The 23,664-nt window shown below is 59.2% G+C and carries 25 protein-coding genes; 10 read left to right on the forward strand and 15 right to left on the reverse strand.

Annotation, left to right across the window (positions count from 1 at the left end; genetic code table 11):
* The first annotated feature begins 202 nt into the window (after positions 1-202).
* The gene (locus JZX87_RS04210; RefSeq protein ID WP_206824100.1) at positions 203-1,405 is read left to right on the forward strand and encodes an FAD-binding protein; all 1,203 of its coding nucleotides are present in this window, start codon (positions 203-205) and stop codon (positions 1,403-1,405) included.
* 322 nt (positions 1,406-1,727) lie between these two features.
* Positions 1,728-3,050, forward strand: coding sequence for a glycolate oxidase subunit GlcF (glcF, locus tag JZX87_RS04215; protein WP_183823167.1), 1,323 nt, complete (start codon positions 1,728-1,730; stop codon positions 3,048-3,050).
* Positions 3,051-3,083: 33 nt separating this feature from the next.
* Here the strand turns inward: glcF and JZX87_RS04220 are convergent, their stop codons facing one another.
* The gene (locus JZX87_RS04220; protein WP_183684971.1) at positions 3,084-3,767 is read right to left on the reverse strand and encodes a L,D-transpeptidase; all 684 of its coding nucleotides are present in this window, start codon (positions 3,765-3,767) and stop codon (positions 3,084-3,086) included.
* A gap of 162 nt (positions 3,768-3,929) precedes the next feature.
* Positions 3,930-4,760: a L,D-transpeptidase gene (locus JZX87_RS04225; RefSeq protein ID WP_183684972.1), complete on the reverse strand. Its 831-nt coding sequence runs from the start codon at positions 4,758-4,760 to the stop codon at positions 3,930-3,932.
* A gap of 305 nt (positions 4,761-5,065) precedes the next feature.
* Here JZX87_RS04225 and JZX87_RS04230 point away from each other — a divergent pair, with 305 nt between their 5' ends.
* Entirely contained in the window at positions 5,066-5,689 is a 624-nt protein-coding gene (locus tag JZX87_RS04230) for a DNA-3-methyladenine glycosylase I (protein ID WP_148147375.1), read from the forward strand.
* Positions 5,690-5,692: 3 nt separating this feature from the next.
* Here JZX87_RS04230 and JZX87_RS04235 read toward each other — a convergent pair whose 3' ends face one another.
* The 6 genes from JZX87_RS04235 to relB form a co-directional block, all read right to left on the reverse strand.
* Positions 5,693-6,409 (reverse strand): HAD family hydrolase, encoded by a 717-nt coding sequence (locus JZX87_RS04235; RefSeq protein WP_148147400.1) that lies wholly within the window; start codon positions 6,407-6,409, stop codon positions 5,693-5,695.
* 78 nt (positions 6,410-6,487) lie between these two features.
* Complete coding sequence (gene copM, locus JZX87_RS04240) at positions 6,488-6,889, reverse strand: CopM family metallochaperone (protein ID WP_206824102.1); 402 nt, start codon at positions 6,887-6,889, stop codon at positions 6,488-6,490.
* A 52-nt stretch (positions 6,890-6,941) separates the two neighbouring features.
* Positions 6,942-7,322 (reverse strand): hypothetical protein, encoded by a 381-nt coding sequence (locus JZX87_RS04245; protein WP_206824103.1) that lies wholly within the window; start codon positions 7,320-7,322, stop codon positions 6,942-6,944.
* 135 nt (positions 7,323-7,457) lie between these two features.
* Positions 7,458-8,210 carry a hypothetical protein gene (locus JZX87_RS04250; RefSeq protein ID WP_206824104.1) on the reverse strand — a complete coding sequence of 251 codons (753 nt, stop codon included), beginning with the start codon at positions 8,208-8,210 and terminating at the stop codon, positions 7,458-7,460.
* A gap of 17 nt (positions 8,211-8,227) precedes the next feature.
* Entirely contained in the window at positions 8,228-8,497 is a 270-nt protein-coding gene (locus JZX87_RS04255) for a type II toxin-antitoxin system RelE family toxin (RefSeq protein ID WP_206824105.1), read from the reverse strand.
* On the reverse strand, positions 8,481-8,711 hold the full coding sequence (gene relB / locus JZX87_RS04260; RefSeq protein WP_148173471.1) for a type II toxin-antitoxin system RelB family antitoxin: 231 nt from the start codon (positions 8,709-8,711) through the stop codon (positions 8,481-8,483). The genes JZX87_RS04255 and relB overlap by 17 nt, the downstream gene beginning before the upstream one ends.
* Before the next feature lie 146 nt (positions 8,712-8,857).
* Between relB and hisS the strand changes: the two genes are divergently transcribed.
* Genes hisS through JZX87_RS04280 form a run of 4 tightly spaced genes read left to right on the forward strand, consistent with a single transcriptional unit; the run spans position 8,858 to position 12,830 of the window.
* Positions 8,858-10,378 carry a histidine--tRNA ligase gene (gene hisS, locus JZX87_RS04265; RefSeq protein ID WP_183823150.1) on the forward strand — a complete coding sequence of 507 codons (1,521 nt, stop codon included), beginning with the start codon at positions 8,858-8,860 and terminating at the stop codon, positions 10,376-10,378.
* A gap of 30 nt (positions 10,379-10,408) precedes the next feature.
* Positions 10,409-11,518 carry an ATP phosphoribosyltransferase regulatory subunit gene (locus JZX87_RS04270; protein WP_183823148.1) on the forward strand — a complete coding sequence of 370 codons (1,110 nt, stop codon included), beginning with the start codon at positions 10,409-10,411 and terminating at the stop codon, positions 11,516-11,518.
* 5 nt (positions 11,519-11,523) lie between these two features.
* Positions 11,524-12,216, forward strand: a complete 693-nt coding sequence (gene hisG, locus JZX87_RS04275) for an ATP phosphoribosyltransferase (protein ID WP_206824554.1) — start codon at positions 11,524-11,526, stop codon at positions 12,214-12,216.
* 5 nt (positions 12,217-12,221) lie between these two features.
* The gene (locus tag JZX87_RS04280) at positions 12,222-12,830 is read left to right on the forward strand and encodes a class I SAM-dependent DNA methyltransferase (RefSeq protein WP_183823146.1); all 609 of its coding nucleotides are present in this window, start codon (positions 12,222-12,224) and stop codon (positions 12,828-12,830) included.
* A 79-nt stretch (positions 12,831-12,909) separates the two neighbouring features.
* Here the strand turns inward: JZX87_RS04280 and JZX87_RS04285 are convergent, their stop codons facing one another.
* Positions 12,910-13,356, reverse strand: coding sequence for a DoxX family protein (locus JZX87_RS04285; RefSeq protein ID WP_148147367.1), 447 nt, complete (start codon positions 13,354-13,356; stop codon positions 12,910-12,912).
* Between the two features lie 638 nt (positions 13,357-13,994).
* Between JZX87_RS04285 and JZX87_RS04290 the strand changes: the two genes are divergently transcribed.
* Positions 13,995-14,315 (forward strand): hypothetical protein, encoded by a 321-nt coding sequence (locus JZX87_RS04290; RefSeq protein WP_206824106.1) that lies wholly within the window; start codon positions 13,995-13,997, stop codon positions 14,313-14,315.
* A 168-nt stretch (positions 14,316-14,483) separates the two neighbouring features.
* Complete coding sequence (locus JZX87_RS04295; RefSeq protein WP_206824108.1) at positions 14,484-15,089, forward strand: LysE family translocator; 606 nt, start codon at positions 14,484-14,486, stop codon at positions 15,087-15,089.
* Between the two features lie 2 nt (positions 15,090-15,091).
* On the opposite strand, the gene JZX87_RS04300 is transcribed toward JZX87_RS04295, so the two are convergent.
* The 3 genes from JZX87_RS04300 to JZX87_RS04310 all read right to left on the reverse strand — a co-directional run bounded on the left by JZX87_RS04300 (position 15,092) and on the right by JZX87_RS04310 (position 19,340).
* A complete protein-coding gene (locus JZX87_RS04300; protein ID WP_206824110.1) occupies positions 15,092-17,041 on the reverse strand; it encodes a methyl-accepting chemotaxis protein in 1,950 nt (649 codons plus the stop codon).
* Positions 17,042-17,239: 198 nt separating this feature from the next.
* Complete coding sequence (locus JZX87_RS04305; RefSeq protein ID WP_206824112.1) at positions 17,240-18,964, reverse strand: peptidoglycan D,D-transpeptidase FtsI family protein; 1,725 nt, start codon at positions 18,962-18,964, stop codon at positions 17,240-17,242.
* Between the two features lie 151 nt (positions 18,965-19,115).
* Positions 19,116-19,340, reverse strand: a complete 225-nt coding sequence (locus JZX87_RS04310; protein ID WP_183823142.1) for a hypothetical protein — start codon at positions 19,338-19,340, stop codon at positions 19,116-19,118.
* Between the two features lie 327 nt (positions 19,341-19,667).
* Here JZX87_RS04310 and JZX87_RS04315 point away from each other — a divergent pair, with 327 nt between their 5' ends.
* On the forward strand, positions 19,668-20,132 hold the full coding sequence (locus JZX87_RS04315; RefSeq protein WP_183684974.1) for a DMP19 family protein: 465 nt from the start codon (positions 19,668-19,670) through the stop codon (positions 20,130-20,132).
* Positions 20,133-20,641: 509 nt separating this feature from the next.
* Here JZX87_RS04315 and JZX87_RS04320 read toward each other — a convergent pair.
* The 3 genes from JZX87_RS04320 to groES form a co-directional block, all read right to left on the reverse strand.
* Complete coding sequence (locus JZX87_RS04320) at positions 20,642-21,007, reverse strand: hypothetical protein (RefSeq protein ID WP_148142921.1); 366 nt, start codon at positions 21,005-21,007, stop codon at positions 20,642-20,644.
* Positions 21,008-21,660: 653 nt separating this feature from the next.
* On the reverse strand, positions 21,661-23,304 hold the full coding sequence (gene groL, locus JZX87_RS04325; RefSeq protein ID WP_148142920.1) for a chaperonin GroEL: 1,644 nt from the start codon (positions 23,302-23,304) through the stop codon (positions 21,661-21,663).
* Between the two features lie 56 nt (positions 23,305-23,360).
* Positions 23,361-23,657: a co-chaperone GroES gene (gene groES, locus JZX87_RS04330; RefSeq protein WP_092997992.1), complete on the reverse strand. Its 297-nt coding sequence runs from the start codon at positions 23,655-23,657 to the stop codon at positions 23,361-23,363.
* Positions 23,658-23,664 lie beyond the last annotated feature (7 nt).

Genomic DNA, 23,664 nt, shown 5'->3' on the forward strand with positions numbered 1-23,664 from the left:
CATGCGCCTCGTTCCTCTCTCTACCCGTCTTATCGTCTCGATACATATCCAACATTGATTGGAGCAAATGGGTGCGCCTGGCTGATCTCCCTCCTTGTGGGGGGCTCGGAGAGCGGGGCGAGACACGTGGCTCGACCCAGGAAAGCCGGCAGGGCAGAGGGGGGTATTCACACTCTCGACACCAGCGGGGAGCATCCCCCGCATGCTGATCCCCAACACCGAAGCCGATGCCGCCTACATCATTCGCAATGCGGCAGCCGAGAGAAAGCCGCTGGAGATCTGCGGCAACAACACTCGTGGTTTTGCCAGGGCGAACCAGCCAGCCGAACAGATCAGCTCCCGGGGTCTCACCGGCATCGTCGATTATGACCCCGCCGAAATGGTGATGACGGTCAGGTCCGGCACGCCGGTTTCCGAGGTCGAGGCAGCCCTTGCTGCCAACCGCCAGATGATGGCTTTCGAACCGATGGATCATCGCGGCATTCTCGGCACCCATGGAGCTCATTCTCGCGAGCCGACCATCGGCGGCGTCTTTGCAGCCAACGTTTCCGGCCCCCGCCGTCTCACCGCAGGGGCTGCGCGCGACAGCCTTCTCGGTCTCCGCTTCGTCAACGGCCGCGGTGAGATCATCCGCGCCGGCGGCAGGGTGATGAAGAACGTTACCGGTCTCGACCTCACGAAGTTGCTGGCCGGCTCGCAGGGCACGCTCGGTTTCGTCACCGAAGTCACTTTTCGCGTGCTGCCGGTTCCGCCAGCGGTGGAAACCGTCGTCATCTCCGGCCTTGACGACGAGATGGCGGCAAAGGCGATGGCTGCGGCCATGGCCTTGCCGGTGGAAATCTCCGGTGCCGCACACCTGCCGGCAAGCGTCCGTTCTCGCTTCATCGGCAATCACCTGCCGGAAGGTGAGGCGACCGTGCTGCGGCTCGAAGGGCTTGGGCCTTCTGTAGAGGTCCGGGCGCAAAAACTTGCCGCCGTCATGGAAGCCTTCGGACCGGTTGCGACGCTCGGTATGGAACGGAGCCTCACGCTCTGGCGCGAGATCCGCAACGTTGTCCCTTATGCCGATGGCACGGAAAAACCGCTCTGGCGGGTCTCGCTCGCCCCGAGCGCCGGTTATCATCTGGTCTCGGCGCTGCGGCTGGAGGCCGGCATCGATGCCTTTTACGACTGGCAGGGAGGACTGGTCTGGATGCGAATGGAGGCAGATCCCGAAGCTGAGCTTCTCCGCCGCTATATCCGCGCATTGGGCGGCGGCCACGCAACCCTGATCCGGGCCACGGAAGCAGCACGCGGCGATATCCCGACCTTCGAACCGCTGCCGGATGCCGTTGCGGCGTTGTCTGCGCGGGTGAAGGAAAAGCTCGATCCGGCGGGGATTTTTTCTGTGGGGAAGATGGGGTGATGAGAATGAACTTTAGCAGATGCCCTTTTGCTCGTGGCGTGCCCCTCACCCTAACCCTCTCCCCGCCTGCGGGGAGAGGGGACGTGCCCCGCTCGACCTCAGTGGCTGGGCGAGCGGTCGCGGCATATCCCTTCTCCCCGTTTCAACGGGGAGAAGGTGGCGGCAGCCGGATGAGGGGCGATTGCGCGTTCAGAATTGGCGGAGTTGGCATCCTAAAAAACATGCGCGAAGGTCGTGCCGCTTGTGATCTCCCCCCGTGTGGGGGAGATGCCCGGCAGGGCAGAGGGGGGCTGGCGACCTCGACGATCCGAGGAACCTTCTGATGCAAACCTCCTTCACCCCCGAACAGCTCGAAGACCCGCACGTCGCCGAATCCGAAAAGATCCTGCGTCGCTGCGTCCATTGCGGTTTTTGCACCGCCACCTGTCCGACCTATGTGACTTTAGGCAACGAACTCGACAGCCCGCGCGGCCGCATCTACCTGATCAAGGACATGCTGGAAAACGGTCGCGATGCAGATGAGGAAGTCGTCACCCATATCGACCGGTGCCTCTCCTGTCTCTCCTGCGTTTCCACCTGTCCCTCCGGCGTCGACTACATGCATCTGGTCGATCATGCCCGCGTCCATATCGAAAACACCTACAGGCGCCCGCTGATCGACCGGTTGATCCGCAGCCTGCTTGCCGCCGTTCTGCCATATCCGTCACGCTTCCGCACGGCGCTGACGCTGGCAAGATTCGGCCGCCCTTTCGCGCCGTTGTTGAAGCAGGTCAAGGCGCTGAAGCCGCTCGCCGCCATGCTCGATCTCGCGCCGCAATCTGCACCGGTGCGGCAGGAAACGGTCATGCACGGCGCCCAGCCCATTCGCGGCATAAGGCGGGGGCGGGTGGCTATCCTCTCGGGCTGCGCGCAATCCGTGCTCGATCCGGGCATCAATTCAGCAACAATCCGGCTTCTCGCCCGCTTTGGTATCGAGGTCATTTTGCCTGAAGGCGAGGGGTGTTGCGGCGCGCTTGTTCATCACATGGGGCGTGAGGAAGAGGCGCTCGATTTTGCCCGCCACAACGTCGATGTCTGGACACGCGAGATCGACAACAAGGGCCTCGATGCGATCATCATCACCGCATCCGGTTGCGGCACGACCATCAAGGATTACGGCCACATGCTGCGGCTCGATCCGGCCTATGCCGAAAAGGCGGCAAGGGTATCGGCGCTGGCCAGCGACATAACCGAATATCTCTCAACGCTCGATCTGCCTCGACAGGAACAGAGACGTATCAACGTCACCTATCATTCCGCCTGTTCCATGCAGCACGGCCAGAAAATCACCATGGCACCGAAACTGCTGCTGAAAAATGCCGGCTTCACCGTGCGCGATCCGGCGGAAGGGCATCTCTGTTGCGGCTCCGCCGGCACTTACAACATCCTGCAGCCGGATATTTCTGCCGAGTTGAAAGCCCGCAAGGTTCGCAATATCGAGGCGACGAAACCGGATGTCATCGCCACCGGCAATATCGGCTGCATGACCCAGATCGGCTCAGGCACGGCCATTCCGATCGTCCACACAGTGGAATTGCTGGATTGGGCTTATGGTGGCGAGAAGCCGGGGAAACTGTCGGCTTTAAAGGAAAAGGCCACCGTTTAGGTGGCCTTCCCAGGTCAACTCCGGAGAATTCTGTTATCCGCCGAAAATCGTGCGGAAAATGTCGATGCCACGATCCTTGAAGGCAACGTCGCCGGGCTTTGATCCGGGTCCGATCACGACGACCTTGGAGCCGACCGGAGCGCGGGCATAAAGATGCTCGACATCCTTGTTCATCATGCGGATGCAGCCGGAAGACAGGTTGAGGCCGATGGACCAGGGCTGGTTGGTGCCGTGGATGCGGAAGATCGTGTCTCGGCCCCCTTTGTAGAGATACATGGCGCGGGCGCCCAGCGGATTGTCCGGACCGCCGGGCTGAACCGCCGGCAGCTTGATGCCGCGGCGGGCTTCGCGGGCGCGCATTTCAGCCGGCGGGGTCCAGGTCGGCCATTCGGCCTTGCGGCCGATCGAGACTTCGCCGGACCAGCCGAAACCTTCGCGGCCGACACCGATGCCGTAACGCGTCGCGCGGTTCTTGCCTTCGACGTAATAGAGGAACTTGTTGTTGGTATCGACGATGATCGTACCCGGTGCTTCATTGGTGGTGAAGCGAACGCTGCGGCGCTGGAATTTCGCCGGCACTTCCTTGTTGCGAACCTTTGGCGCGACATCGCTGGCGGTCGTTTGAGATTGAGCGCTGGCGGTCTCGACCGGTGCCATGGTGGCGATGGCCGCAAATATCATGCCGGCTACGGCCAGCAGCAATTTAGGCGATTTCATCCTTACCCCTCATACAGATCTGATCTTCAAGCCGAGGCAAAATGTCCCGGCTTGGCCTGTAGGGCAAGTCAAAGAGGCGAGAATATGAGCAGCCTGTGGATAATAAAACGGCCGGATCGTGTCGATCCGGCCACATGAATACATGTCGAAGGCGCGGAAAACCTAGATCACGATGACCCTGGTTCCGATCTCTACCAGTCCGTAAAGATCGGTTACATCCTCGTTGCGCATGCGGATGCAACCGGACGAGACGGCGCTGCCGATGGTCCAGGGCGCGTTGGTGCCATGGATGCGGTAGAGCGTCGAGCCGAGATACATGGCGCGCGCACCGAGCGGGTTTTCCGGTCCGCCATCCATACGCGCAGGCAGGTAGTGGCCCTTGGCGGCCTCGCGGGCGATCATCTCCTGCGGCGGCACCCAGCTCGGCCATTCCGCCTTGCGGGTCACCTTGTGTTCACCAGCCCATTCGAAGCCCGGTTTGCCGACACCAACGCCGTAACGCTTGGCCTGGCCGCCTTCCATGACGAGATAGAGGAAGCGGTTATTGGTATCGATAACGATCGTGCCCGGCTTTTCCTTGGTGTCGTAAGCCACCATCTGCGGCAGGAATTGTGGCTCGATCTGGCTTCGGATCGCCCGGTTGGGACGCACGGCCACCTGCTGCACCTGACTGTTGTCACCGAAGATGCCACGGCGCACGACGGGCGTGCGGGCCGGTTGCTGAACTTCCGCCTGCCGCGCGACACCGGCACGGCTTGGTGCTGCCGGGTAATAATTACGCTGGCCGGTCACCACGGCCTGCGGCTTCATCGATCGCTGCTGCTGAACCTGTCTCTGGCGCGCCTGCGGCTGCGCACCGAGTTGCATCAGCCATGGAGCGGCAAGATCCGGGCTGACCACGATCGGCGGGCGTTCGCGATAACGATCATCCGCCATTGCGGAACTGGAAAACAGGGCAGCAAGGCCCAGCGCGAGAAGAAGTTTCGCCTTCATGTCGGATCCACTCGTTACAATCACCGAAAGGCGGCCGCGCATCGACCTGAAAATCGAAATCGATTTTCGGAAAGTACGATGCGCCACTTAAATTGCCCGCCATTTGAGGCAGATGGTGAACGCAAGCTCAAAGCGAATGGTAAACGGGTGGCGCGTTTCATGCGTCAAATCCGATATAGCTTCCGGCAAGGTTACCCGCCGGTTTCGAGACATGGTTGCCTGAAACTGAAACCGGCGATACTGCCGTTAACGATTGGAATTGCGTAGAAAGAATTAGAGCGGATAGTATGGTCTGGGAGAAGGAAATGGCGGGCATCATAACCGGCGAGGATGGCAGGGGACGCTGCTTCTGGCATGGCGGGCTGGAGGATTACCGCCGTTACCACGACGAGGAATGGGGCCGCCCGGTCACCGACGATATCCGTCTGTTCGAAAAGATCTGCCTCGAAGGGTTTCAGTCCGGCCTTTCCTGGCTGACGATCCTGCGCAAGCGCGAGAATTTTCGCGCGGGCTTTGCCGGTTTCGACTTTCACAAGGTGGCGGAATTCGGTGAGGCCGATATCGAGCGGCTGGTGGCGGATGCCGGTATCATCCGCCATCGCGGCAAGATCGTCTCTACCATCAACAATGCCCGCCGCGCGATCGAGCTGCAGCAGGAATTCGGCTCGCTCGCCAAATTCTTCTGGAGTTTCGAACCCGGTGCCGACCAGCGCCCGGCTACGCGCGATCTCGAAACGCTGCGCGCCAATCCGACCACGCCGGTTTCCGTGGCGCTTTCCAAGAACCTCAAGAAACGCGGCTGGAGCTTTGTCGGCCCGACGACGATCTATGCCTTCATGCAGGCCATGGGCATGGTCAACGATCATATCGACGGCTGCTTCTGCCAGAGCGAGGTTGACGAGATGCGGCTGAAGTTCAAGCGACCCTGAGCCTTAATCCGAGGCCGAGGTGATGCCGTTCAGCACGCCGTGCAGCTCGCCCAGATGGTCGATCTGGCGAAAGCGCGGAGCATCGGTCGGTGCGTCGACGTGTTCAAGAACCCAGGTCAGTGCATGGGGAATGAAGACGCCGTAAGCGCCGGCGGCAATTGCCGGCACGATGTCGGATTTCAATGAATTGCCGACCATCATCGCCCGTTCCGGACCTTCGGCAACCTTGTGAAAGATGCGGCGATAGGTGGTGGCGTTCTTGTCCGAGACAATCTCAACGGCATCGAAGTAGTCGCCAAGGCCTGATTGCGCCAGCTTGCGCTCCTGGTCGAACAGGTCGCCCTTGGTGATCAGCACCAGCAAATAATGGCCGTTCAGCGCTTCAAGCGTCTCTTCCACATGCGGCATGCATTCCACCGGATGGCGCAAAAGGTCACGACCAATTTCGAGGATCTTGGTGATCGTCTGCGTCGGCACCTTGCCCTCGGTGATCTCGACGGCGGTCTCGATCATAGACAGGGTGAAACCCTTGATGCCAAAACCGTAATATTCGAGGTTTCGCTTTTCGGCTTCGAGCAGCTTGGCCGAAATATCCGGCCCCTCGGCAAAATCGCCGAGCAGGGTCTGAAAATGCTCTTCCGTCAGCCGGTAATATTGTTCGTTCTGCCAGAGCGTATCGTCGGCATCAAAGCCGATAGCGGTAATCGGGCGCATGTCCACTGCCTCCGGCCCTATCATATGGAGGAAGATCGACGCCGGGCAAGCGGCAAGCTTGCCCGGCGCCATCTCATTCAGCTGTTATTTTCCGTGCTGTTTCAGCCAGGCCTGCATGTCGGCTATTTCTGCCTCCTGCGCCTTGATCACTGCTTCCGCCAGCTTGCGCTGGGTCGGGTCCTTTCCGTATTCGAGTTCGACCTTGGCCATGTCGATCGCGCCCTGATGATGGGCGATCATTCCGCGGGCGAAATCGACATCCGCATCGCCGGAAAACTCGATCGCCATGCCCTGATGCATCTTGGCATTGGCGGCCTTGAAAGCTTTTGTCGAGGCGCTGTCGTCGGCCGACGCGGCATTCATCGTCATGCCGGCATGGCCTTTCATGTCGTGGCCCTTCATTTCCTGCGCAAATGCGCCGGAGAAGGACGTGGTGGCAAAGGCGAGCGTTATCGCAGCCGCGGCAGTGATTGTGGTCCTGGGCATGAGGTATCCTTCCGTGTCCTGAAATTCGTTATCGATGATATGACGAAAACAATCAGGCTCGGGGAGGAGGCGTCAGCGGCGCAGGGCCTGAAACGATCAGCGAAAGGCCGGTTTCCGGTGCGGGGTAACGGTGGATGAAACGGCCGCTATCGGCGAAGGTGATGTGCGGCGGCATCACCAGGCAGGCGGAGCAGAAAGGTGCGACGCAAATCTTCTTGCCGTCTTCGCTCTTGTGCGGGCAAGGCTGCCGTATCTCGCCATGCATGGCATCGGATTGCGCAACATCGCCGTGCCCCGAATGAACGGAGATGGTGTGCTGCGGCATTGAAGTTCTGGCATCAGTCGCGCCAGCCATGGGCATCACCGCCATAGCCGGCATTGCCCCGTAAAGGAGCCATGCGGCAAACATCATGATGGCGGCGAGCTTTTTCATTGCAATGATTCTAAACTTCGGAGGACGGAAAGCAAGCGAGGCCGGCATCACGTCGTGCTGATCGGATGCGGGCCGGATTGTGAGGCCGTTTTGCGGCGGCGATCTGTGACATAACGGAAGCGCAGCGGCTTACCGTCAAACAGCGATCACCCGATGCAAGGCCTGACGATCCCGCCCGATTTCTCCGAACGGTGCGACGGGCCAATCCCAGCGTCGTTTTGCTTGAGGCGGCGGCACGCCGCAGAGCAGGTCATCGGCCTCGATCACCTTGCCCTGCCGATCGTGAACCTCATAGCTGATATCCGTCAGCAGCGCCGTCCTGCAGGGCAGTTGCGCAAGACCGTCGAGATGGGCGCGGATGAGTTGCGAAACAACCGAATCCGGATTTTCATGGCCGGAGCGCTCCAGCACCCGGCGGCAGCCGACACCGATCTGCGAGACGATATTGGCCGATATGACGAGATCGAGATACGGCACCTGCCGCAGGAACGCCAGCGGCTCCGGCACCTTGCCGGACACTGCACCCGGCAGGCCGGACAGATCCCGCGAGATCAGCCGGACATTGGAAAGTCGTTTTGCCCTGATCCATGTCCTGACGCTGGCAAGATGCACGAGATCGATCAGCACGACCGTATCGAAGCTCTTCGACAGTTCGGCGATCGGCACATCGCGCAGCAGGCCGGAGCCGAGCACCACGGCGGTGCGCCGCTCTTTCATCGGCGCGATCGTCTCGCGGATGAAGGCATGGCAATTCTCTTCATGCGCCGCCCAGTCCTTCGCGCATCGTCCCGCCCGGCCCCAGAGGCCGAGGGAGGAACGGACGAAGGGGCGGAATTCGCGCGGCGTGACCAGAGCGGTCGCGGCATATTGGATGGCTTCGAGGATCATATGAATATAGGCAAAGATTAACGGTAGGCTTGGCGGCGGTGATCAACTTCCATCACCAGAACCACCAGTCGTCGATCCTGTATGTCGCAGATGATGCGGTAGTCGCCGACCTTGTAGCGCCAGAGATGTTTGAAACGAGGCCCCTGAAGGGCCTTACCGAGTTGGTGGGGATTGTCGAGCGGCTTCACCCGGGTGTGCAGAAAATCTCGTATGCGAGCCGACTCTTTATGGCCCATTTTCTTGAGCTGTTTGATCGCAGTCGCCTGAAAGTCAATCTTCCACGCCAAGCTCGCGCTCCATCTCTTCCCAGGTGTAGGTGCGCTCGCCGTTTTTTAAGCGCTCCATCGCCGCCTCGGCGAGTGCGATGTCGTGCAGATCCTCCAGATGCTGCTCGATCACCTCGCGCATATAGGCATCCGGCGCGGAACCGGCTTCGGCCGCATATTCCTCGACGAGCTTCATCATCTCGTCCGGCATTTCGATCGTGACGCGCTTGTTCATGGCGATGTTCCCTTTGGGTCTCGGATATATACCATCCGGCTTGACACTTCGCCAGCCGCCGCCCTTGCCGCTCAAGGCATGATCCTCTAAGAAACCGCTCGTATTTTCGGCCTTTCCAGAAGGCCACAAAGCAATGGATATCGATCATGAGCGACAAGCAGAAGAAGCCCCAGAAACTCAAGGCCCGCCTGCCGCGCGGTTTTGTCGACCGCTCGGCTGCCGATATCCATGCGACCAACGAGATGACGGCGAAAATCCGCGAGGTCTATGAGCGTTATGGTTTCGACCCGGTCGAGACGCCGCTGTTCGAATATACCGATGCGCTGGGAAAATTCCTGCCGGACTCTGACCGCCCCAACGAAGGCGTGTTTTCGCTGCAGGACGATGACGAGCAGTGGATGTCGCTGCGTTATGACCTGACGGCGCCGCTGGCCCGTCACGTGGCGGAGAATTTCAACGAGATCCAGCTGCCGTTCCGCACCTATCGCGCCGGTTATGTGTTCCGCAATGAAAAGCCCGGTCCGGGCCGTTTCCGCCAGTTCATGCAGTTCGATGCCGATACGGTCGGCGCGCCGGGCGTACAGGCCGATGCCGAAATGTGCATGATGATGGCCGACACGATGGAAGCGCTCGGCATCAAGCGCGGCGACTATGTGATCCGCGTCAACAACCGCAAGGTTCTCGATGGCGTCATGGAAGCCATCGGTCTCGGCGGTGACGACAAGGCCGGCCAGCGCCTGAACGTGCTGCGCGCCATCGACAAGCTCGACAAGTTCGGCCCGGAAGGTGTGAAGCTGCTTCTCGGCGAAGGCCGCAAGGACGAGAGCGGTGACTTCACCAAGGGTGCGGGCCTGAATGCCGACCAGATCGACAAGGTTCTCTTCTTCGTCGGCATCAAGGACTATGCGCAAAGCGCTGCCCAGCTTGCCGAGCTCGTTGCCGGTACTGCCAATGGCGGCGAAGGCGTCGATGAACTGAACACGATCGGCGCTCTGGCGACCGGTGCCGGTTACGGCCCTGACCGCATCAAGATCGATCCTTCCGTCGTCCGCGGCCTCGAATATTACACCGGTCCGGTCTTCGAAGCCGAACTGACCTTCGACGTCACCAACGAGAAGGGTGAAAAGGTCGTCTTCGGCTCGGTCGGCGGTGGCGGGCGTTATGATGGTCTCGTCTCGCGCTTCATGGGGCAGCCGGTTCCGGCAACGGGCTTCTCCATCGGCGTATCGCGGCTGATGACGGCGCTGAAGAACCTCGGCAAGCTGGGGCAGGACGAGGTCCTGGCTCCCGTCCTCGTCACCGTCATGGATGGCGATGTGGAAAGCATGGGCCGTTACCAGCGTTTCACGCAGGCTCTTCGCTCCGAAGGCATCCGCGCCGAAATGTATCAGGGCAACTGGAAGAAGTTTGGCAACCAGCTGAAATATGCCGACCGCAGAGGTTGCCCGATCGCCATCATTCAGGGCGGTGATGAGCGCGCGGAAGGCGTCGTACAGTTGAAGGACCTGATCGAGGGCAAGCGCCTGTCTGGTGAGATCGAGGACAACGCTTCGTGGCGCGAGGCGCGTGTGGCTCAGGAAACTGTGTCGGAAGCCGATCTTGTTGCCAAGGTGAAGGATATTCTCGCGGCTCAGGCCGAAGATCGCAGGCGGGCGAAGGATGTTTGATCGCGTTTCCTGTGTTTCGGGAGCTCTCCCATGCCTCTGATCAACATGCCCGAATTTTCAGGCACCCTGCTCGATGAATTCGCTGCCCGCGGTACCGCGCGGATCGACACACCGGTCATCCAGCCGGCAGCGCCGTTCCTCGACATGGCGGGCGAAGACCTGCGCCGGCGTATTTTCCTCACCGAAAGCGAGACGGGCGAGAGCCTCTGCCTTCGGCCGGAATTCACCATTCCCGTCTGCCTGCGCCATATCGCCAATGCCACCGGCACGCCGCGGCGGTACTGTTATCTCGGCGAAGTGTTCCGCCAGCGCCGCGAGGGTGACAACGAGTTCTATCAGGCCGGTATCGAGGATCTGGGCGAGACCGCGACGGCCAATGCCGATGCGCGCGCCGTCAACGATGCGATGCAGATCCTGCACAACCTCATTCCCGGCCGCCGCCTGACGGTAACGCTCGGTGACCAGGCGGTCTTCGAGGCGGTCGTTCGTGCGCTTGGCCTGCCCGGCGGCTGGCAGAAACGGCTGATCCAGTCCTTCGGCAACAATGCCCATCTGCGGCACCTGCTGATGACGCTGGCGAGCCCGCAGGCTGAAACGGGTCTGTCACCAGAGCTTGCCGCGCTTCTGAGCCAGGACGAGGCGGCGCTGATCGCCCATATCGACCGGACCATGGAAGAGACGGGGTACTCCACCAATGCCAGCCGTTCGCCGCGCGAAATCGCGGCCCGGCTGAAGGAAAAGCAATCGCTGGCCGAAACCAGGCTCGATGGCTCGGCGCTTCTTCTCCTGAGCGAATTCCTGTCGCTGGAAATGTCGCTTTCCGAGGCTCCCGCAGCACTGGCCGGTTTCGCCGATGCGGCGGGGCTTGCCATGGGGGCGGCACTCGTGACGTTTCAGGCACGCGCGGAGGCCATGGCCGATCTCGGTGTCGACCTGACCAAGGTGACCTACCGCGCCGCATTCGGCCGTCCGCTCGATTATTACACCGGGCTCGTCTTCGAAGTCAGCCGCGACAACGCGGTTCTGGCCGGTGGCGGGCGTTTTGACCGGCTGATGACGCTTCTCGGTGCGAACGAAGATATTCCGGCCGTGGGCTTCTCGCTCTGGCTCGACCGGATCGAACAGGCGAGGGCGCGCTGATGTCTATGATTACCATCGCTCTCCCCTCCAAGGGCCGCATGAAGGAAGATGCGTCCGCAATCTTCGAGCGCGCCGGCATGCCGATCGTTGCCGTTGGTAACGAGCGCTCCTATCGCGGCAAGGTCGACGGTCACGACGATATCGAGATCGCCTTCCTGTCTGCCTCCGAGATTGCCCGCGAAATCGGTGCCGGAACGGTCGATTTCGGCGTGACCGGTGAAGACCTGATCCGCGAAGGTTTGGCAGATGCCGACCGTAAGGTCGAAATTTCGGCCCGCCTCGGCTTCGGTCATGCGGATGTCGTCGTCGCCGTGCCGGAGATCTGGCTCGATGTCGACACGATGGCGGATCTCGGTGACGTTGCCGCCGACTTCCGCTCGCGTCATGGCCGCCGTCTGCAGATCGCCACCAAATACTGGCGGCTGACGCAGCAGCATTTTTCGGGAAGCCACGGCATCCAGCTCTATCGCATCGTCGAAAGCCTTGGCGCCACCGAAGGAGCGCCTGCCGCGGGACAGGCGGATATCATCGTCGACATCACCTCGACCGGCTCGACGCTGAAGGCCAATCACCTGAAGATCCTGTCCGATGGCGTGATCCTGAAGTCGGAAGCCTGCCTTGTTCGCGCCCGCAAGGCCGAGCACGAGGGCGACGCCCGCATCGCGGCGATCGCGGAGGCGGTCCGCAAGGCCGTGTGACCAGAATGTCGGGCGCAGACGCCAACATTATCGGGCTTTACGAGCGACACGCGCTGGCCTTCGACAAGGTGCGCGGTCGCAACCTGTTCGAACGGCCGTGGCTCGATCATTTTACCGGGCTTATCCCGCAGCGCGGGCATGTGCTGGATCTCGGTTGCGGGGCGGCCGAGCCGATGGCTGCACATCTGATCAGCAGAGGTTTTCACGTCACCGGTGTCGATACGTCGAAGACGCTGATCGGGCTGGCGCGCGAGCGGTTTCCGGGCATGGCCTGGCATGAAGACGACATGCGGAAGTTCTACATACCGACCAAGTTTTCCGGCATCCTTGCGTGGCACAGCTTCTTTCACCTGAATGCCGATGACCAGCGGGCGATGTTTCCGCGCTTCGGCGCGCTTGCCGGTCCGGGTGCTGCGCTGATGTTTACCAGCGGTCATTTCGAAGGCGAGGCGATGGGCGAGTTCGGCGGCGAGCCGCTTTACCATGCCAGCCTGTCAAAGGCCGAATATGAGGCGCTGCTGCAGAAGAACGGCTTTAGGGTGGTCGCCCAGATCTCGCAGGATCCTGCCTGCGGCGGCGCGACCGTCTGGCTCGCCAAAAATATCCGCCGCTAGAACAGTCCTTTATTCAGACAATAAAAAACCCGCCGGATGTTGGTCCGGCGGGAATGTCTTGGCAGGGATTTGATAATCGTTAGGCGGCAATTGCGACGGAACCGCGGCGGGCGTCGATGGAATATGCGCCCGGGCCGAAGGTTGCGAGCAGGATGTATGCGCCGGCCAGTGTGAAATTCTTCATCAGCATGATGCCGTTAAGGGCGTTGATCCAGCCGAGAGCCGCATCAGGCCAGCCGGGAACGGCAACGGTACCCGAATGGAAGACGGCACCGGTGAAGATGCAGAAGAGTGCAAGCGCCCAGCCGACGATTTTGGTCTGGAAGCCGACGAGAACGGCAAGACCGGTGACGAATTCGAACAGGCCGGCGAGATAAGCCAGAGCCGTGGCAGCAGGCAGGCCGGCGCCGGTGATCATGCCGGCGGTGCCTGCCGGATCGGTCAGTTTGCCGAAGCCGGAATAGATGAAGATGAAGGACAAGAGGATACGGGCGATCAGGACGATGGTGTTTTGCGAGCTAGACATGGAAGTCTCCAGATATTCGCCAGCTCCGGTCTTTCGGGCCAGCGGTTGAATTCTCTGGAACCTATGTGCCACGTTCATCGTCGATACGAAAGATGAACGAAAGTAGACAAATTATTCTTTAAAAGTGAACGATGAAAACGCATTTCGGCGCTGTCGTGAATTGGGAGAGGCCGCGCAAATGCGGAAACGGGATGTGGGTTTGTGTGGCTTTGCAATTGCGCGGCCTTGGCATATCGGATCATGTCCTGCCTGTTTCCCTCAATTTTTCCTTCTTTCATGAGGAAGGGGCGGCTCTCGGACATGCGTCAGTTGCCGCAGCGACGACTGCGGCAACACTGTGCCAGCTTCCACCTGCCCACGAACGTCTCGCGAAACACTCCGGTGGCGAAAGCGACATGATTATGTGACCGCCATTCGCTGCGGGGATGAAGAGGCGCAAAATTCACGCCATCATCCTGATTTTACTGGGATCAATGAGACAAAGCTTCCCCGTCCGATTGCCGCGCCATGGCGCAATGTGAGCCATTTCGTTTCACTTCGTTGCGCTTTGTGAATGAAACCTTCAGGCCCGCTTCACCGTTATCCTTCCATCGCCGCCTCGCTCTTCAAGCGAGTATGACCGTGAAAAGGAGTAAGGCATGAAGAAGATCGTCATCGGCGCAATGGCCCTCATGATGGCTGCGACCATTCCGACCCTGTCCCAGGCTCAGACCTATCGCAGCGAGGCCCGCGAACATCGCCAGGATTACCGGATCTATCGCGGCGCGGTGAGAGGTGAACTGACGCCTGGCGAACTTCGCCAGATTCAGCGCCAGCAGAACCGTATCGACCGCTTCAAGGCGCGGACAGCTCGTGATGGGTATGTGACGCGCGGCGAGCGCCGAAAGATTGATCAGATGCAGGATCGCGCCTCGCGCAACATCTATCGCAAGACGCATAACAATCGTGAGGTTTACTAAGCGCGAGACAGCGACAGAATTCAAGAAGGGCGACTTCGGTTGCCCTTTTTATTGCGCTGAATTTGCGCGACGAAAGACTACGTGGCGAGCACGCAGCTTGATCGATGTGCTTTCCTGCTTCATCCTTGCGCCCTGTCTTCGCATTGCGATCATGGGAGGGAGTGAGGGATGACCTTCGAATATCTGGTGACGGCTTTCATAATATGCCTCTCGCCTGGCATCGGTGTCATTTACACGCTGTCATCGACACTTGGCGGCGGATTGAAGGCGGGTTTCTGGGCTGCGATCGGCTGCACGATTGCGACGGTCATTCATCTGGTCGTCGCCATGGCCGGTCTTGCCGCTATTCTCCACACGAGCGCGGTTCTGTTCCAGGCGATCAAATTCGCTGGCGTCGCTTATCTGCTCTGGATGGCCTGGGCGGTTTTGAAAGGGCGAGGCGGGCTGTCGGTGCGCCCAACGGAACCGAAATCCCCGCTGCAGCTCATCCGTAGCGGCATTCTGCTGAATATACTGAACCCGAAACTGCCATTGTTCTTCGTCGCCTTCATCCCGCAATTCGTACCCGCTGGAAGCCCGGTTGGGCTGTTGATCGAACTTGGTCTCGGCTTCACCGCGATGACCTTCATCGTGTTTATCGGTTATGCCGTGATTGCCGCGACCGGGCGGCAATATCTGCTGCAGAGCGAAACCGCGATGAACTGGATGCGCCGCGCCTTCGCCGCATCCTTTGCTGCACTTGGATTGAAGCTTGCGACCGAAGGAACGCGATAGCTTCAGAACTCCTGCCAATTATCCCCTGCAGCGCTGGGCGCGAGCCCCAGTCCTGCTGCCAGTTTTCCGGCCAGCGACCGGGCGGGCGAGGGGTGAACCTGACGGGCGGGCGCTGTCGGTGAGACGGCGCGCACAGCCGGGGCCGTTGCGATCGGAGCACCCGCACCGAGATCGAAGCGGGACACCAGCACACGCAGCCGCTCCGCTTCACCGGCAAGTGCCACGCTAGCGCTGTTTGCCTCTTCCACCATGGCGGCATTCTGCTGCGTGACCTGGTCCATCTGGTTGACCGCGACATTCACCTGCGACATGCCGACCGACTGTTCCTTCGATGATGTGGCAATCGCATCCAGCTGGCTATTGATCGCCGAGACATGATCGCGGATGCCGGCAAGCGCAATACCGGTGGCGCTGACCAGCGAAACGCCGCTTCTGACCTCATCGGCCGAGTTGCGGATCAGCTCCTTGATCTCCTTTGCCGCCTGGGCCGAGCGCTGGGCGAGTTCGCGCACTTCCTGTGCCACGACCGCAAAACCCTTGCCCGCTTCACCTGCGCGCGCGGCCTCCACACCCGCATTCAGCGCCAGAAGATTGGTCTGGAAGGCGATCTCGTCAATCACCCCGATAATGCTGGAAATCTGTTCCGACGACTGTTCGATCTTCTGCATAGCATTGACCGCCTTCGCGACCACCTCACCCGATTGCAGCGCCGATTGATTGGCTTCCACGGCCATTCCGCGCGCCTCTTCCGTGCGGTTAGAGGAATTGGCAACATTCGAGGTGATCTCGTCGAGTGCTGCTGCGGTTTCCTCCAGCGAGGCGGCTTGCTGTTCTGTTCTGCGGGAAAGATCGGCGGCGCTCTGTGAAAGTTCGCGCGAACCGCTGTCGATCGCGCCGGTGGCGTCTGAAACAGCCTGCATCGTGTCACGCAACTGCGCTACGGCGGAATTGAAATCCGATCGAAGGCCTTCGAAATCCGGGCTGAACGGCCGGTTAAGCGTGACTGCCAGATTACCGCTGGAAAGCTGCTTCAGCCCCTCTGCCAGCCCTTCCGTCGCCTGCGCCATGTTTGCTGCCCGCACCCGGTCGGCTTCAGCGTTGCGCTGGCGCTCCGCATCCTGGGCGCTGCGGTTGTCTTGCGCCTGCTGTTCCATTTCGCGGGCGCGCAGGCCGTTATCCTTGAATACCTGCACCGCACCAGCCATCTGGCCCACCTCGTCGCGGCGATCGACGCCGTCGATCGTCACCGAAAGATTGCCGTTGGCCAAGTTGACCATCGTTGCCTGCAACTGCTTGATCGGCCGCACCAGCCAGCTGCGAATGGCAAAGAACCCGACCGACAGCACGACGACAAGACCGAGAAGGACGCCGCCAAGCGTAGTCAATGCTGTGGTATTGGCAGCACTGCCGAGAGTTTCGGCCTTGCCCGATACGCCATTGATGATCGTATCGGTGATTTTCGTCGACGTTTCGGCAAATGCGGCGAACTGCGGCTGGCAGCCGGTCAGGAAAGCCTCCTGCGATGCCTGTATCTCGCCCTCTGTCTTTGCGACCTCGCCGAGCCTGATTGCCGGTGCGCAGGATTGCTGAAGGATCGAAAGGCCGGCAGCCTTCAGCGCATGCAGATCCCGGTTATCAGAAAGAATGCCGATCGCCGCGTCCATCCGCTCGGCAAATCCCGCCTGCGCATGCTGCAGTTCCGCGGTCGCGGCCGCATTGCCTTCCGGCGTGCGCGACATCAAAAGATCACCTATCGCCGCCCGAGCCATCTGGATCGACCGGTTGGCACGCGCCACCGAAAGTGATGCCGTACTCTCCTTGTGCAGAAGATCGCCATAGGACCCGTTGATCTCATAGATGCGTGAACTGCTGTAACCCGCAATGGCTATGGCGAAGATACCAAACAGCGCCATGATGGCCATGAACTTGCCGACGATCGAGATGTGCTTCATCGAAATGCCCCGTGTGCAGAGAGTGCGTCGAGGCCAGGGTAGCGGCAGGTCTTTATGATTAAGTATCGGCTAATGTATTATTTTATACCTGTCTAAAATTATACTCGCACAGGTGGTGCCGTCGAATTTCATTTGGACCTTGGTTGCAGCATGCTTCTGCCTCCGAGAAGCGAATGTATTCATAGGGGGCAGGCGGTCTCAGTAGTTCGCGACCATCGTCGGTTCGAAATCCGGGACGACATTGAGCATCGGCGCTGCGCGCGCAACGATCTGCTTTACCATCGGCGCTGCCGTATTGGTGGCAAAAGTACTCGTCGTGCCTTCGCCCGAAAGCGGCTCGTCGCAGAAGGACAAAACGACATATTGCGGGTGATCGATCGGGAAGGCCGCCAGATAGGCGTTGAAGCTCAGCGTGTGGGAATATTTGCCGTTGATGACCTTGTTTGCTGTTCCCGTCTTGCCGCCGACATGGAAGCCGGGAACGTCGGCGCTTTTGCCCGAGCCCTCTTCGCCGTTGAGCTTGAACATGGTGCGGATCGTATCGCTCGTGCTCGGCTTGACGATCCTCACCGCGGTCTGTTCGGCAGCCTCTGCCGTGCGCGGCAGGAAGGTCGGCTCGATCAGCTCGCCGCCATTGACGAGGGCCGCGCCCGCAACTGCCGTCTGCAGTGGCGTGGTCGCCACGCCATGGCCGAAGGAGATGGTGATGGCGTTGATCTTCTTCCACACTTTCGGCTGGCTCGGCGTCTTCACTTCCGGCAGTTCGGTTTCCATCCGTGTCAAAAGCCCGAACCTGGTGAGATAGGCTTTCTGGTTATCCATGCCGACCCGGTCCATCATCTTCGCCGTGCCGATATTGGAGGAGTAGCGGAAGACCTCCGGTACTGTCAGCCAGCGGCGCGGCACGTCGCGGTCGTCATGAATGGTGAAGCGGCCGAAATGAAGCGGCGTCGTGGCGTCGAACGTATCGGAGAGTTTTGTCACGCCGGAATCGAGCGCCATCGCCATCGAAAAGGTCTTGAAGGTCGAGCCCATTTCGAACGTGCCGTTGGTCATCCGGTTCAGCCAGCCGTCTCCGCCATCGGCCTGCGGATCGTTCGGATCGAAATCGGGTGCGGAGGCAAGCGCCAGCACTTCGCCGGTGTGAATGTCGATGACGGCCGCACCGGCAGCCTTGCTCTTGTATTCGCTCATCGCGTGGCGAACCGCGTCATAGACGATATTCTGCACCCGGATATCGAGCGAAAGGCGGATCGGCTTCAACGCTTCTTCGGTGGTCAGCCCGACGCTCTTCAGGTCGGAAAGCCCCTGCATGTCGAGATACTTTTCCATGCCGGCGACGCCGCGATTGTCAATATCGACATAACCGAGCACATGCGCCGCGATGCGCCCATCCGGATAGAACCGCTTCACCTCCGGACGAAAGCCGATGGCGGGGATGCCGAGTTTCAGCACTTCGCTCTGCTGCTTCGGCGTCAGCTGGCGGCGAACCCAGATGAATTTCTGGCGCTTGTCGGAAAGCTTGGCATAAAGCGACTTGCGATCGAGATCCGGAAAAAGGGCCGAGATTTTCTCCACCGTCTCATCGAGATCGACGATGCGGAAAGGTTCGGCAAACATCGAAACGGTGTGGATGTCTGTCGCCAGAAGCTCGCCATTGCGATCGGTAATGTCCGGACGCGCCGCGATATTGTTATTGGCGGGAATGGATGCGGTCGCCTCTGCCGGGCTGAAGCCGTATTCGGTCATCCGGGCAAACATCGCGCAATAGGCAAGGATGAAACAGGTCGACAGGATGACGAGGCGGGATCTCGCCTGCTTCGCACTGCCCGGCGCCTTCCGCTTTGCTTTGGCTGAGCGTTTTGCAGAGATCAGCGTTTTCACGCGACCGCTCTTGCGAAGGGAAAAGGCGATAACTGACATGAAGGTCTTCTGCTCTCAGGCGGAAGATCATCGACCACCGTGCCGACGATTGTCTAGGTTCGGATGGTTAACGACACGCTAATATCGCGCGCCGAACCGATCACGAAAACGCACATTCGGTGCCCGGGAGGGGCCACCGAATGCCTGGCCATCACAGGCTCAAGTCCAGACCGAGCTGACTGCTGAGGAAAAATGCGAAGACTGCCAAGGCCAACACCGCCAGCGCAAAAACTGCCGCTACCTTGCCGCCCGTGCGTACCAACGCCAGCGTCTCACCCTTTTCACCCTGATCATAATGCCACTTGATGGCGAAGAACATGGCCAAGCCCAAAGCGACAGCTTTGAAGATGACGAAGACGACAGGGACCCAATCCATGACAAAGGCTCTCATTTGCATAAGCTATGTGCCTTATGCTCCCATTTTGGGCAGATGCATATATCTCATTCTGCAACGCTGATATGTGACAGCATATGGTTGTGTTCGTCGGAGCGGGAACGACTGCTTTCGGCTGGAGGTGGGTTTCCGCTGCGCGCCAATTGCGGTCATCCGATCCGCAGTCTAACGTCGAATCATTTCACGACGTCTTCGCAGGTCAAGCTTTTGATGTTCGTGTGGCCACAACGGATCGGTCGCGTCCAGCACCAGTACCCATTGATTGGGAGTTGGAGCTGAAACACCTTTGAGTTTCGACGGGAAGAGATGATGGCGATTTACGATGATCTAAATTCGCTCGATGACTGGCTTCTGAGGCAGGCGATAGATCAGGCTGAACAAGGCATCTCCATTGAAGATCAGCTTATCCCCCAGACGGTGGCAATGCTTGGCCAGCCAAACGTCTATCTCTATGCCACAGCACTCTTCGACGGAGAGGTCGGGAATGGCGGCATCCAGCAATTCCTTAATAACTCGTCGGGAGCTTTAGCTCTCACTGTTCGTGATGCGCTGCAGGACATGCTCTTACCCGAATACGCGGGTATCATGAGCAGGATTATCGATACGTTCGGAGCATCGTTTCCTGTAAGTCAGCTTGATCGGATGGATCGGATTGACGGCGACCCAGAGCTGCAGATCATTCTCGACGAAGCCCACGAAGCCGTAGATGTTTGGAGCAGCGACTACATCCTAGCACGTGAACGATATGCAAAGAAAAACCATCTACTAAAGTAGTGCCATAGAGTGCTTTTCATGGCTCGATGTCCCCTTCGCGCCGACACCCGACAGTGGCATTCCGCTTCACACCAGAAGCGGCATTGCGGCAACTATTGCAACGGATATAATTCTTGCACGTTTGCGATCAACTTGGAGAAACTATGTCTCTGGGGCTTATAAATCTTCTGCCCTGCATCGTCCTCATCATATCAATTTTGACGGTGCGCCGAGGCGTCCGGACTTGGATATCCTCGATCGTGGTTGGAGCCTTACTGTTCATCGCAATATCGGAGCTTCGAATGGGAGTAGCTCGAAGCTGTCAAATTGATCAGAGCGAATGTGTCGGCGCGAAAGCAACATCCTATTTGGTTGTGGCAGTATGGATACCCTTAGTCATAGCCTTTTTGGGGCGCGTGATCGCTGTAAACCGTGCGAAGTGTTAGCGCTGTAATGACGGGTTTGGGCCGACTGCCGCCTTCCGGTTCGCGCCAATTCCGATCATTCGTTATTGGAAACTGAGGTGACCGCTATTCTTCGGCGCAACGACCTTTGATGAGGAACGTGCGTATGGCCCTTCGAGCGATCGGCTGAATATGCGTTGGCCAGCCTGTTGCAATGAATTCGTCGTCGGACATGTGTTGCGGTGTAGCTTCGGCTGCATTCAGCATTTGATTTAGAAGTTCGTGAGCTGCGGCCGTCTCGTCCATAGACATTGTGGAAAGCGGCACAAAATTCCCATCTTCGGGAAAATAATCGAAGAACCAATTGAAATATCCGCCGAAACCAAACAGCTTCACTGCCTCATCACCATCAGCGAGAGATTCAATCACCTCAATAATGCGATTACGGAGGCGCTGATCTATCAGATGTTTCGGGATTCTCTCATCACTCATGGGTTCTAACGCACATCCCGTCGCGACCGATCAGTAACAAGCCTTTGTTCCGGTTTCGGCCCAGGCCAGTCGCAGCCATCATATACCTAGATTTACATGAACAAACAGCGCTTTGATGTCCGCTTTGGGCATAAGCGGACATTAACGTGTTTGAGAAAGTATGACCGCAACTAAACAGCGAGTGTACATTTTCTTTGAGACCGATGCCACAATGACAGAAGGTAAAACAATCCAGAGCGTCGCGGCGAAGGCACCAATTCTTGTTGCTATCGCCATAGTGTTGGGCCTCATTCCTAGCACCTTGATGGCATTGGGGTCGCAAGGATTTCCAATAGGTCTAACCGTTCTCTTGCTCACGTTAGCGCTCTGCGCGCTTGGGTTTGCGTCAGGAAAATTTCGCATATTCTGGTGTTGCTGGGGTGTTGCATCGGCTGCTTGTTTCCTTCTGTTCGGAATGGCGACCCCTGTCGGAATGGCGCTAGCTCTGCCTATTTTCTTATCGAATTGACCCTGATCCACTAAACGCGTTTCGTCCGCAATGGGCCGAGAGCCGCCGTCTGCATTCCCACCTTTCCACAACGCAAAAAGGGCGGCCTTTCGACCGCCCTTTCCATAACTGAACCGGATGGCTCAGACATGAGACCTTAACGGTCTCACATCATGTCCATGCCGCCCATTCCGCCCATGCCGCCAGGCATGCCGCCGCCAGCTGCTTCCTTCTTCGGAAGTTCGGCGATCATGGCTTCGGTGGTGATCAGCAGCGAAGCAACCGAAGCTGCGTTCTGCAGAGCCGTGCGAACAACCTTGACCGGGTCGACGATGCCCATGGCGATCATGTCGCCATATTCAGACGTCTGGGCGTTGTAGCCGTAGTTGTCTTCGTTCTTTTCGAGGATCTTGCCGACCACGATCGAAGCTTCGTCACCGGCGTTTTCAGAGATCTGGCGAACCAGAGACTGCAGAGCGCGGCGAACGATGTTGACACCAGCTTCCTGGTCGTCGTTCGCACCCTTGACGGTGATCTTGGAAGCCGAACGGAGCAGGGCAACGCCGCCGCCCGGTACGATGCCTTCCTGAACGGCCGCGCGGGTTGCGTTCAGAGCATCGTCGATGCGGTCCTTGCGTTCCTTGACTTCGATTTCGGTCGAGCCGCCAACGCGGATGACGGCAACGCCGCCAGCGAGCTTGGCAAGACGTTCCTGCAGCTTTTCGCGGTCGTAGTCCGAAGTGGTTTCTTCGATCTGCGCCTTGATCTGGGCTACGCGGCCTTCGATGTCAGCCTTCTGGCCGGCGCCGTCGACGATCGTCGTGTTTTCCTTGGAGATCGAAACCTTCTTGGAACGGCCGAGCATGTCGAGGGTGACGTTTTCGAGCTTGATGCCGAGGTCTTCGGAGATGACGGTGCCGCCCGTGAGGATGGCGATGTCTTCCAGCATGGCCTTGCGACGATCGCCGAAGCCCGGAGCCTTGACGGCAGCGATCTTCAGGCCGCCACGCAGCTTGTTGACGACGAGCGTTGCAAGAGCTTCGCCTTCAACGTCTTCAGCAATGATGACGAGCGGCTTGCCGGTCTGAACGACGGCTTCCAGAACCGGCAGCATAGCCTGGAGGTTCGAGAGCTTCTTTTCGTGCAGCAGGATGTACGCGTCTTCGAGGTCCGCGATCATCTTTTCCGGGTTGGTCACGAAGTAAGGCGACAGGTAGCCGCGGTCGAACTGCATGCCTTCGACGACTTCGAGTTCGGTTTCAGCGGTCTTGGCTTCTTCGACGGTGATGACGCCTTCGTTGCCAACCTTCTGCATGGCTTCAGCAATGTCGTTACCGACCTGCGTGTCGCCGTTTGCGGAGATCGTGCCGACCTGGGCAACTTCAGCCGAGGTGGAGATCTTCTTTGCCTTGGCCTGCAGGTCCTTGACGACTTCGAGAACGGCCAGATCGATACCGCGCTTCAGGTCCATCGGGTTCATGCCGGCAGCAACTGCCTTTGCACCTTCGCGAACGATCGCGCGGGCCAGAACGGTTGCGGTCGTGGTGCCGTCACCGGCGATGTCGTTGGTCTTCGAAGCAACTTCGCGGACCATCTGGGCGCCCATGTTTTCGAACTTGTCTTCAAGTTCGATTTCCTTGGCGACCGATACACCGTCCTTGGTGATGCGCGGAGCGCCGAAGGACTTGTCGATAACAACGTTACGACCCTTCGGGCCGAGGGTTACCTGCACTGCGTCAGCGAGGATGTCGACGCCGCGCAGCATCTTTTCGCGCGCAGAGCGGCCGAATTTTACTTCTTTAGCTGCCATTTTGAGAGCTCCTGAATAGAGGTTTCAGCGAATTACGAAAAAAGCGTTGCCGGCAATCAGCCGATAACGCCCATGATGTCGGATTCCTTCATGATCAGAAGGTCTTCGCCGTTAAGCTTGACTTCGGTGCCGGACCACTTGCCGAACAGAACGCGGTCGCCGACCTTGACGTCGAGAGCAACGAGTGCGCCCTTGTCGTCACGTGCGCCGGAGCCGACTGCGATGATTTCGCCTTCAGCCGGCTTTTCCTTGGCGGTGTCCGGAATGATGATGCCGCCCTTGGTCTTTTCTTCAGACTCGACGCGCTTTACGACAACGCGATCGTGCAGGGGGCGGAAAGTTGTGCTTGCCATTGTCTAA

Source organism: Agrobacterium sp. Ap1 (assembly GCF_017313375.1).
Lineage (GTDB): Bacteria > Pseudomonadota > Alphaproteobacteria > Rhizobiales > Rhizobiaceae > Neorhizobium > Neorhizobium cellulosilyticum.

Bases quoted from the DNA above. Each gene is read 5' to 3' on its own strand.
- groES (WP_092997992.1), bottom strand. From the start codon at position 23,657: ATGGCAAGCACAACTTTCCGCCCCCTGCACGATCGCGTTGTCGTAAAG.
- JZX87_RS04310 (WP_183823142.1), bottom strand. From the start codon at position 19,340: ATGGATTGGGTCCCTGTCGTCTTCGTCATCTTCAAAGCTGTCGCTTTG.
- JZX87_RS04245 (WP_206824103.1), bottom strand. From the start codon at position 7,322: ATGAAAAAGCTCGCCGCCATCATGATGTTTGCCGCATGGCTCCTTTAC.
- JZX87_RS04220 (WP_183684971.1), bottom strand. From the start codon at position 3,767: ATGAAATCGCCTAAATTGCTGCTGGCCGTAGCCGGCATGATATTTGCG.
- JZX87_RS04270 (WP_183823148.1), top strand. From the start codon at position 10,409: ATGCCTCTGATCAACATGCCCGAATTTTCAGGCACCCTGCTCGATGAA.
- copM (WP_206824102.1), bottom strand. From the start codon at position 6,889: ATGCCCAGGACCACAATCACTGCCGCGGCTGCGATAACGCTCGCCTTT.
- JZX87_RS04225 (WP_183684972.1), bottom strand. From the start codon at position 4,760: ATGAAGGCGAAACTTCTTCTCGCGCTGGGCCTTGCTGCCCTGTTTTCC.
- JZX87_RS04250 (WP_206824104.1), bottom strand. From the start codon at position 8,210: ATGATCCTCGAAGCCATCCAATATGCCGCGACCGCTCTGGTCACGCCG.
- JZX87_RS04295 (WP_206824108.1), top strand. From the start codon at position 14,484: ATGACCTTCGAATATCTGGTGACGGCTTTCATAATATGCCTCTCGCCT.
- relB (WP_148173471.1), bottom strand. From the start codon at position 8,711: ATGAACAAGCGCGTCACGATCGAAATGCCGGACGAGATGATGAAGCTC.
- JZX87_RS04290 (WP_206824106.1), top strand. From the start codon at position 13,995: ATGAAGAAGATCGTCATCGGCGCAATGGCCCTCATGATGGCTGCGACC.
- JZX87_RS04230 (WP_148147375.1), top strand. From the start codon at position 5,066: ATGGCGGGCATCATAACCGGCGAGGATGGCAGGGGACGCTGCTTCTGG.
- groL (WP_148142920.1), bottom strand. From the start codon at position 23,304: ATGGCAGCTAAAGAAGTAAAATTCGGCCGCTCTGCGCGCGAAAAGATG.
- JZX87_RS04300 (WP_206824110.1), bottom strand. From the start codon at position 17,041: ATGAAGCACATCTCGATCGTCGGCAAGTTCATGGCCATCATGGCGCTG.
- glcF (WP_183823167.1), top strand. From the start codon at position 1,728: ATGCAAACCTCCTTCACCCCCGAACAGCTCGAAGACCCGCACGTCGCC.
- JZX87_RS04315 (WP_183684974.1), top strand. From the start codon at position 19,668: ATGGCGATTTACGATGATCTAAATTCGCTCGATGACTGGCTTCTGAGG.
- JZX87_RS04320 (WP_148142921.1), bottom strand. From the start codon at position 21,007: ATGAGTGATGAGAGAATCCCGAAACATCTGATAGATCAGCGCCTCCGT.
- JZX87_RS04210 (WP_206824100.1), top strand. From the start codon at position 203: ATGCTGATCCCCAACACCGAAGCCGATGCCGCCTACATCATTCGCAAT.
- JZX87_RS04285 (WP_148147367.1), bottom strand. From the start codon at position 13,356: ATGTCTAGCTCGCAAAACACCATCGTCCTGATCGCCCGTATCCTCTTG.
- JZX87_RS04305 (WP_206824112.1), bottom strand. From the start codon at position 18,964: ATGTCAGTTATCGCCTTTTCCCTTCGCAAGAGCGGTCGCGTGAAAACG.
- hisG (WP_206824554.1), top strand. From the start codon at position 11,524: ATGATTACCATCGCTCTCCCCTCCAAGGGCCGCATGAAGGAAGATGCG.
- JZX87_RS04280 (WP_183823146.1), top strand. From the start codon at position 12,222: ATGTCGGGCGCAGACGCCAACATTATCGGGCTTTACGAGCGACACGCG.
- hisS (WP_183823150.1), top strand. From the start codon at position 8,858: ATGAGCGACAAGCAGAAGAAGCCCCAGAAACTCAAGGCCCGCCTGCCG.